This window comes from Chloroflexus sp., assembly GCF_034435895.1.
In the GTDB taxonomy this organism is placed as follows: domain Bacteria; phylum Chloroflexota; class Chloroflexia; order Chloroflexales; family Chloroflexaceae; genus Chloroflexus.
The window spans coordinates 1-8,330 of sequence record NZ_DAOTWH010000340.1; the positions used below are offsets into that span (position 1 = coordinate 1).

Annotated in this window: 8 protein-coding genes; all 8 read left to right on the forward strand. The window is 61.4% G+C overall.

All coding sequences use genetic code 11. The features are described from left to right. The coding region (locus U9R81_RS18760; RefSeq protein WP_322496937.1) for a lamin tail domain-containing protein at positions 1-958 on the forward strand (958 nt) is incomplete at its 5' end. A 68-nt stretch (positions 959-1,026) separates the two neighbouring features. Further along, positions 1,027-1,998, forward strand: a complete 972-nt coding sequence (locus U9R81_RS18765; RefSeq protein WP_322496938.1) for an ROK family protein — start codon at positions 1,027-1,029, stop codon at positions 1,996-1,998. 270 nt (positions 1,999-2,268) lie between these two features. Then, the gene (locus U9R81_RS18770; protein ID WP_156525279.1) at positions 2,269-2,418 is read left to right on the forward strand and encodes a hypothetical protein; all 150 of its coding nucleotides are present in this window, start codon (positions 2,269-2,271) and stop codon (positions 2,416-2,418) included. After that, positions 2,415-4,385, forward strand: a complete 1,971-nt coding sequence (locus U9R81_RS18775) for a hypothetical protein (protein WP_322496939.1) — start codon at positions 2,415-2,417, stop codon at positions 4,383-4,385. Before U9R81_RS18770 ends, U9R81_RS18775 begins: the two co-directional genes overlap by 4 nt. A 93-nt stretch (positions 4,386-4,478) precedes the next feature. Beyond that, positions 4,479-5,390 carry a HEAT repeat domain-containing protein gene (locus U9R81_RS18780; RefSeq protein WP_322496940.1) on the forward strand — a complete coding sequence of 304 codons (912 nt, stop codon included), beginning with the start codon at positions 4,479-4,481 and terminating at the stop codon, positions 5,388-5,390. A gap of 6 nt (positions 5,391-5,396) precedes the next feature. After that, positions 5,397-6,206 (forward strand): PIG-L family deacetylase, encoded by an 810-nt coding sequence (locus tag U9R81_RS18785; RefSeq protein ID WP_322496941.1) that lies wholly within the window; start codon positions 5,397-5,399, stop codon positions 6,204-6,206. Next, positions 6,203-7,261 (forward strand): lipid II:glycine glycyltransferase FemX, encoded by a 1,059-nt coding sequence (locus U9R81_RS18790; RefSeq protein ID WP_322496942.1) that lies wholly within the window; start codon positions 6,203-6,205, stop codon positions 7,259-7,261. Before U9R81_RS18785 ends, U9R81_RS18790 begins: the two co-directional genes overlap by 4 nt. A 40-nt stretch (positions 7,262-7,301) precedes the next feature. Next, a partial coding sequence (locus U9R81_RS18795; protein WP_322496943.1) for a UDP-N-acetylmuramyl-tripeptide synthetase occupies positions 7,302-8,330 on the forward strand: 1,029 nt, incomplete at its 3' end.

The following is an 8,330-nucleotide window of genomic DNA, read 5'->3' on the forward strand; positions in this document are numbered from 1 at the left end:
CCGGCGCGAAGCTGGCGCTGAGTGGGTGATCAGCGCCGAGCCGACGCCGGGTGAGCCGAATCTGATCCCGGAAGCGACAGCTACAGGAATCCCGCTGGTACAGACTAATGTCACTGAGACACGGGAACCGACCGCAACCCGCACGCCAACGGCGACGCGGGAACCGACCGCAACTCGTACACCGACCGTGACTCGCACGCCGACCGCGACCAAAATGCCAACGGCTACTCGCGTGCCAACGGCAACGAAAACTCCCACGGTCACTAAAACGCCGTCGGCACTGCCAAGCGCGTTGCCAACGCCGTGGCCGGCGGGGAGCATCGTGATCAGCGCGCTGCTGCCGGCGCCGGTGACCGGTGAGAGTGAATGGGTTGAAGTAACCAGTTATTATGCCTCGCCGATCAATCTACGCGACTGGTTTTTGAGCGATGCGAGCGGCCAGCGCCGGTCATTGGCCGAGCAGGAATTGGCGCCGGGAGAGACGGTGCGCATTCTGATGACGCGCGCCTTGCTCAATAACGGCGGTGATACGGTCATGTTGCACGATCCGCTAGGGACGGTGATCGATACCTTCACGTATACGGCGACAACGGTTGGCCAGATCATTTGGCGTCGATCAGAGGCAGCGGCGAGTCCGCCGAGTAGTGCGCAACCCGGTGCTGATCCGCCTTTGCATGCAGTGGTGGTAACTGGTCCCGTGCTCACACCGGTGGTACCTCAACCGCTAGCCGAACCTCGACCTGCTTCGCTCTTGCCGCAGTCGCCGGCAGCCGCCTACTTGAGCGCCACGCTTCCGCTCCCAACGCCAACCCGCTCGCCCATAGCGGAAGCGGACTGTGCTGATTGCGCGCAAGCGGCGTGGCCATGGTCACGGATGGCCGCCGCAGCGTTAGGTGTTATCGCCTTACTGCTATTTGTTGCCGAACCAACACCGGCAAAGGCGTCACAACGCGATTAGGATATGCTATAATCTCACAACATTGGTGCCGCCATCCGCTGAAGCGATAGTTCAGAGAGGAACCCCCTATGAAAGATCTGCCTACCCTCATCAGTGAACGGTTAACGCAGAACCTGTGGGGAGTTCTCGGTAATCAGGGCTATATCCTTGGTATCGACCTCGGCAGTTACGGCTTGCGCGCGGCGCTGGTCGATCTGCAGCATCATACCTATCATAACGCTGCCATTGAAGCGGTTGATCACGAAGACCCTGAAACCACGGTGACGAAGGTCATTGCACTGGTGCAAGACTTGATGGCGCGGGAAGGGGTAACGGTTGATCGATTGGTGCGAGTGGGGATTGGCTTCAGCGGGCCGGTTGATCTACACCATGGGACGGTGCGGCTGGCGCCGCGACGACCCGGCTGGGAAAATTATCCGTTGCAAGAGCGGTTTGAGCAGGCGTTTGATGCGGTGACGCTGATCGATAATGATGCCAATCTGATCGCGCTCGGTGAGGCGACGTTTGGGGTTGGTAAAGGGTGCCAGCACCTCTTCTACTTTCACCTGAGCACCGGTGTGGGTGGTGGGGCAGTGTTGAATGGCCGGCTCTACCACGGCGCCCATTCGATGGCCGGTGAGATTGGCCATGCAGTCGTGGGCCACGGCTGGGATGGCGATGGCCGGCCAGAGACGCTCGAGGAGTTGGTCTCGATCAGCGGTTTGTTGCGGCGCGCAAATGCCGCCGGGATGGCCGCCGAACGGCTCGAAGACATTTTCATTGATCATCCGGTGGCGCGCCGGGTGGTGCAGCATACGATTGATCTGATGGCGACCCGGATCGCGCAGGTCATTGCGTTGCTCGATCCCGAAATGGTTGTGCTGGGTGGTATCGTGGTGCGGATCGGCGGTGAGCCGTTTGTGGAGTCGATCGCCGCGCGGGTCAATGATTTCATCGCGCCGCAATTTGCGCGCCCGGTGCCGGTGGTGGCTTCAGTACTTGGTCCTGATAGCGTTGCCATCGGCGCAGTGGCGATGGCGCTCGATAGTTTGTCGGATTAAGCCCCAACAAGGTTGGCGGGGTTGGCTGCCCATGCGGCAATATCGGCTGCACAGCCGTATGCCTGCTGCTTGCTAATCGCCAATACTGCGCTGGTCATCTGTCTATTGGTTCCAACCGCAATCTCCCATCACGCCTGATGCCTGCTGTGATTTGCGCGCAGCGCCGAGCAATGCTACAATACAGGAAGCTATATCGTATACCCTACGGATAGCAGGGAGGCAAAAAAAGCCTCTCTGTTTCCTGTTGTTTGTAAGTGTCATGGGGGCTGCATGGACGCGAAGATGATCGTCTTTGGCGACACGGCTGTTGATCGCTTGCTCCAGTGGCTACGAGCGAGCGGCGAGCCGAAAGATGTGCGCGAGTTGTTGGTGCAATATCTTGAAATCTTAAGCAAGCTGGTGATGGAGGAGAGCGAATGACCGCCACGACAGGAACGTTGGCCGATGAAGTATGGCGGCTGATGACCGCGCAAGGAATCCTCTTCGCCGTTGATGCCCCTATCCGCCAGACGTTGCAGAATCTGGTCGATTTTTTTGCCGCGCGGTGGCAGCGCGATGCTGCGCAGGTGCGCGCCGAACTCGAAGCGGCGCTGGCGGCTGATGAGCGCTTTACCCGCGAGGAGGTCAATGGTCAAATGATTTTTGTGACCTCCCGGCAAGGGCGTTACGTTCCCCGTGATACGACCGATATCCATACCTTCAAGCAGCGGCTCTATGAACCGGAGAAGCCGCTGCCGATCGATGATTTGAGCGTCGTGGTTTCAACCTCTCGCCCGGCGATTACGACGGTCGAGCCAGTGTACATTTCCGATTACTGGATCGAGCAGGCCCGATTGGTGACGGCCAAAGCCGCCGAGCACGAACCAGTTGTCGAGCCGCCAGCGCCGGTTGAGCCAGCTCCAGCGGTTGCACAGGTTGCACCGGTGGTCGCTGAACCGCCTTCAGCAGCGCCGGCAACGCCGGTAGCGGTCGAACTGCCGTCGGCAGTGCCGATCACTGCCGAAATTCAGGAGGCGCCAATTGAGACGAAGCCGGCAGCCGAACCGGTTGAAACTGCGCCTACCCCGCCGCTGGCTGCGCCTGCTGAACGCAGCACGATCTTGGTGGTTGATGGTATGGCTATCGATCTGAGCCGCCCGCCAGCCGAGATTGTGGCGGAATATGGCCCGGCCCTCGAACGGATTCTGGCCGAGCGGCTCGAACAAGATCCGCTCCGCCGGATCGTCAGCTTTGGCCGGATGCATTATCCGGAAGATAAACTGACGAGCTTCGGCAAGAATGATCTGCGCAAGATCCGCGATTACATTCTCGAACGCAACGAGCCCTTGCTCGATACCGAGATTGTCGCTGATCTGTATTATCACAATCCCCGCCAGTCTGACTATGAAGGCTTCCGCTTCTCGCTCAACTACCGGTTGTCACGCGAGAAGGATTTTGAGTTCGTCGGCGTGGAAGGGGCTAATATCTGGTCTACCAAGGGGTTGCCGGCGATTGGCTCGAAGCGGGTGAAAGCGGCGGAGATGGGCCAGTTGACGTCGTACCTCATCGAAGGCTTTGATGATAGCCTTACTGAGCAGAGCGCCGAATCGATTGAGGCTAGCGGTAGTGTGACCCGCCTCTTGACCTTCTTCGAGTGGGAGTTTGGCGTTCTGCCGCTCGATGCGGCGCTGGCAGCTCTGTTGCCGAAGTCGGTCTTCCCCGACCAGCGCAGCGCAGTGCTCCGCTTCGAGTCGTCGCAGCACTTTGGCACCTATCTGGTTGAAGTGCGCTATCCGACCGGCAACCGCGGCGGCTGGCTGCAAGGTCTGGAAGATTTCTTCCGCGAGCACCTTGTCCCCGGTGCGCTGATTACGATTAGCCGCGGTGAGGCTGTGAACGTCTTTACCATCACGTATGAAGAGGCGAGCGAGACGACTGGCCGCCTGTTGACGCTCGATGAAAAGAAGAATAAGTTCGCGTTTGCGAATATGACCTTCTATTGCGCCGTCGATGATGATCTGCTGCCAGAGCAGAATCGTTACGGCAAGCTACGCAATCTGAAGGCGTTCCCCATGGGTGAGCGGCGGAAGGCCGAGATGATCCTTGAACACGTTTGCGAGACGATGGGTGAGCGTGGCGGCAGCCGCGAGCAGCCAGTCTACCGGGTGAGTTTTGCTGACATCTTCATGGCCTACAATGTGCTGCGCCCAGCCTCGCGTTCCTTCTTGCTGGCGCTGCTGGCGAACCATCCGGCAATTGCCGCCGATCCCGCGGCTGAAGGTTTCTACCTCTTCACGCCGCCACCAGAGGAAACTGATGAGGCTGAGGCCGTTGAGGAGGACGAGGATTTGCCCATCCAGCCGGCCTTGCGCCGCCGCAGTGGTCGCTATATTGAGGAAGATGAGTAAGCGACGTTGCTGCGTATCGTTACCGTATCCAAGCCTATGTAACGATGAAGAGACGTTGCCCGGCAACGTCTCTTCATCCCTGTCAGGTATATGATGACCCCAAGTTTTGCCGAGCGGGTTGCCCAACTTGATGCCACTGAACACGCTCCGACCCGGCTCGATCTGAAGCTGCTTGCGAATCTTGGCCCAGAGAGTGTGTATATCTTCTGGGAGCAGTGGCAGCGGTTTGGTCTTGAGCGGCGACGGCATATTATGCGCTTGTTGGCCGAATTAGCCGAAGAACAGGTTCGGCTTGATTATCGGCCCGTGTTTCGCGCCTGTTTGGCTGACCAAGACCCTGAGATTCGGGTGCTGGCGATCGAAGGCTTGTGGGAAGATGACCACGAGCAGATGATGGATCGGCTGATCCGGATGATTCACGATCCAGCCGGCGAGGTGCGCGCCGCGGCCTTGCTCAGCCTTGCCCGCTTTGCCTACCGCGCCGAAATTGGCGAGCTGGCCCTTGAGGCATGCGAGCGGTTGCACATGGCGTTGCTCGACGCTGCCGATGATCCTGAGCAGCCGCTTGAGGTGCGGCGGCGGGCGATTGAGGCGCTGGGGTATTTTGCTGGCTCGCGGGAAGCGCAGGCCGCGATCGGGCGGGCCTATAGCATGGACGATATCCTGATGCGCGAGAGCGCAGTCCTAGCGATGGGCCGTTCGATGCGACCGAGCTGGTTCCCCTATATCGAGCGCGAGTTGAAAAGCCCCTCGCCGGCGCTGCGCTACGAAGCGGCGCGAGCCGTCGGCGAGATTGGCGAAGATGGCCGCGAGTTGTTACCGTCGCTCTTGCCGCTGGTTGACGATGATGATACCGAGATCGCGCTGGCTGCGATCTGGGCGCTTGGCCAAGTCGGCGGCCCTGATGCGCGCCGGATTCTCAAGCGCCTTGCTCGCTCGCGTGACGAGACCCGCGCGCAGGCGGCGCAAGACGCCCTCGCTGAACTCGATATTGATACCCTCTGAGGCTGTATGCCGCTCGTTACCGAACACGCCGCGGCCTTGCCCGGCTGTTATCGTCATGTCGTGCTGTCGCCGCATCTCGATGATGCGGCGCTTTCCTGTGGCGGCTTGATTGCGCGCGCGACCGCCGCCGGTGAGCCGGTGTTGGTGGTGAATGTCTGTAGCGGCAGTCCGCCGCCGGATGCGCCGTTTAGCCCCTTTGCCCAATCGTTGCACGAACGCTGGGGGTTGCCGCCGGCCACGGTGGTGGCCCAGCGCCGGGCCGAAGATGCCGCAGCACTGCGCATCCTCGGCGCAGATGCGCTGCTGTGGCCGGTGCTTGATGCAATCTATCGCCGGCCTGATTCCTACTTCGATGAGACGAGCTTGTTCGCCGTTCCTGCGAGTGACGATCCGCTTGCCGCAGATGTCGCCAACCTTGTGGCGATGCTAGCGCAGCGTTATCCAGCCGCCGCTTTCTATCTACCGTTAGCGGTGGGGATGCACGTTGATCACCAGTTGGTCTTTGCCGCGGCTACGGCTGCGCTGCTTGCGCGCGGCGCTGCCTGCTTTTACTACGAAGATTTTCCCTATGCGCGCACCGCTGACGCGGTCACGCAGCGGCTGGCGATGATTGGGCAAGAGCGTTATACGCCTCATCCTGTTCCGCTTGATGAGCCGGCGCTCTCGGCCAAGATTGCCGCGATTGGCGCGTATGCCAGCCAGTTGGGGGTGCTCTTTGGCGGCGCCGCGGCGATGCCGGCGGCGGTGACAGCGTACGCTGAGCAGGTGGCGTCGCCGCTGTTGCGTTACGCCGAGCGGCTGTGGGTGCAGCTATGAGCAGGCAGTGGCTGGTTGCGGAACCCTCTCCGGCCCAGTGGGATGCGTTTGTTGCTGCCCATCCCCACGGCAATTTGCTACAGGCTAGCCCATGGGGGGCGCTGAAGGGCCGGTTTGGCTGGCAGTACCGGCGGCTGGTGGTGTCTGATCGGGCGGGCACGATGGTCGCTGGCGCGCAGATCCTCTTTCGGCGCTATTACGGGTTGGCGTTTGGCTACGTTCCGCGCGGGCCGCTCTTGGCCGGCGATCCGGCGATTGATGATCTGTTGCTGCGCGCGCTGCGCCGGCTGGGTTGGCAGATGGCGGCAGTGCTGATCCGGCTGGAGCCGAATGTGTTGCAGGATGCGCCAGAGGCGGGCGCGCTGATGGCATGGCTGAGCCTGCAGCAGTTGCCGGTGGCAGAGACGATCCAACCGCGCAGCACTATTGTGGTCGATCTGCGGCCAGATGAAGAAGCTCTATTTGCTGCCTGCTCGAAAGGTCACCGCGCTGATATTCGCCGCGCCGAACGGCTTGGTGTGACGGTGCGGGTGGGATCAGCCGCTGACTTGCCGACGTTTTACGCTATCATGCAGGCGACCGGGGCGCGGGCCGATTTTGGCATTCACAGCGCCGGCTATTACACTGCGGCATGGCAGTTGCACCAACCGCGCGCGCGCTTGTTGATCGCTGAATTGAACGGTGCGGCGGTGGCGGCCCATCTGGTCTTTGCCGATACCCGCTATGGCCGTTATCTCTACAGTGGCGCGACCGCAGACGGGTTGCGCAGCGGCGCGAACCATCTGCTCGAATGGCATGCGCTGCGGTGGGCGCGCGAATTGGGGTGCATCGGCTACGATCTGTGGGGAATCCCCGATGCGTTGGGCAGGGCCGCGTTCGCTCACGATGAATCAACCCGTACCGCGCTGGAACAAGAGGCGCAGCACGATCCACTGATTGGGGTCTATCGCTTTAAGAAAGGCTTTGGCGGGAACGTGGCGCGGTTCGTCCCCGCATTCGATCTGGTGCTGCTGCCGCCGCTTTACCCGCTGGCTCGGCGGAAACTGGCCGGGTAGCGGTTCGCAGTCCTTGACAATTCAGCCCTAGAAATAGCCTATGAGCAAAATGCTTGTCGATCTCTTGTCCGGTGTCGCCGTTCAACACGTGATCGGCGATCTGGCCGTTCCTATCCATTCGCTCGTCTATGATTCGCGCCGGGTTGAGCCGGGGAGTTTGTTTGTGGCGATTCGCGGTCAGCACAGCGATGGCCACCAGTTTCTGCCCCAAGTGATCAGCCGCGGCGCTGCCGCTTTGGTGGTCGATCAGCGCTATTGGCAAGGGCCGGCCCCAGCCGGCGTGCCGGTGGTAGTGGCGGCCGATAGCCGGGTGGCGCTGGCTCCGCTCGCCGCCGCGTTCTACGATTATCCGGGGCGAGCGATGGTCACGATTGGCATTACCGGCACCAAAGGCAAGAGCACCACGACCGATCTGACCGCGCAGCTCTTGGCTGCTGCCGGGCGAGCGGTGGGAATGATTAGCACGGTCGATTTTCAGATTGGGGCGCGGCGCTGGCCGAACGACACCCGCCAGAGTACGCCGGAAGCGCCGGAAGTGCAGGCGCTGCTGCGCGAGATGGTCGCCGCCGGTTGCGATACGGCGGTGATTGAGGCGACCTCGCATGCCCTCTCACCACGCTGGGGCCGCTTGGTTGGCTGCGCCTTCGCCGTGGCGGTGATGCTCAATATCGGTCACGAGCATCTCGATTATCACGGTTCGTTCGAGCAGTACCGCGCCGATAAGGCGCAACTCTTTGCCCTGCTTGCCGAACGCGCCGGCCCGGCGTGGGCGATTGTCAATGCCGATGATCCCAACCATCACCACTTTCTCGCCGCCGCTCCCGCCACTGCGACCCGTATCCGCTACGGTCTGAACGAACCGGCTGAGGTGCAGGGGCGGCTGATCCAGAGCGGCCCGATGGGTAGCTTGGTGCGCGTGTCTTCTCCGTGGGGCGAAGCTGACCTCACGGTACCATTGCCCGGCCGCTTTAATGCCAGCAATGCGCTCGCCGCGCTGACGGTGGCGCTCACGCAGGGTATTCCGCTGGCAACGGCAGCCGCGGCGTTAGCCGGCGTGCGCGCGCCGCGC

Excerpts from the sequence above, each read along its gene's own strand:
- U9R81_RS18785 (WP_322496941.1), top strand. The coding sequence starts at position 5,397 with ATGCCGCTCGTTACCGAACACGCCGCGGCCTTGCCCGGCTGTTATCGT.
- U9R81_RS18790 (WP_322496942.1), top strand. The coding sequence starts at position 6,203 with ATGAGCAGGCAGTGGCTGGTTGCGGAACCCTCTCCGGCCCAGTGGGAT.
- U9R81_RS18765 (WP_322496938.1), top strand. The coding sequence starts at position 1,027 with ATGAAAGATCTGCCTACCCTCATCAGTGAACGGTTAACGCAGAACCTG.
- U9R81_RS18770 (WP_156525279.1), top strand. The coding sequence starts at position 2,269 with ATGGACGCGAAGATGATCGTCTTTGGCGACACGGCTGTTGATCGCTTG.
- U9R81_RS18775 (WP_322496939.1), top strand. The coding sequence starts at position 2,415 with ATGACCGCCACGACAGGAACGTTGGCCGATGAAGTATGGCGGCTGATG.
- U9R81_RS18780 (WP_322496940.1), top strand. The coding sequence starts at position 4,479 with ATGACCCCAAGTTTTGCCGAGCGGGTTGCCCAACTTGATGCCACTGAA.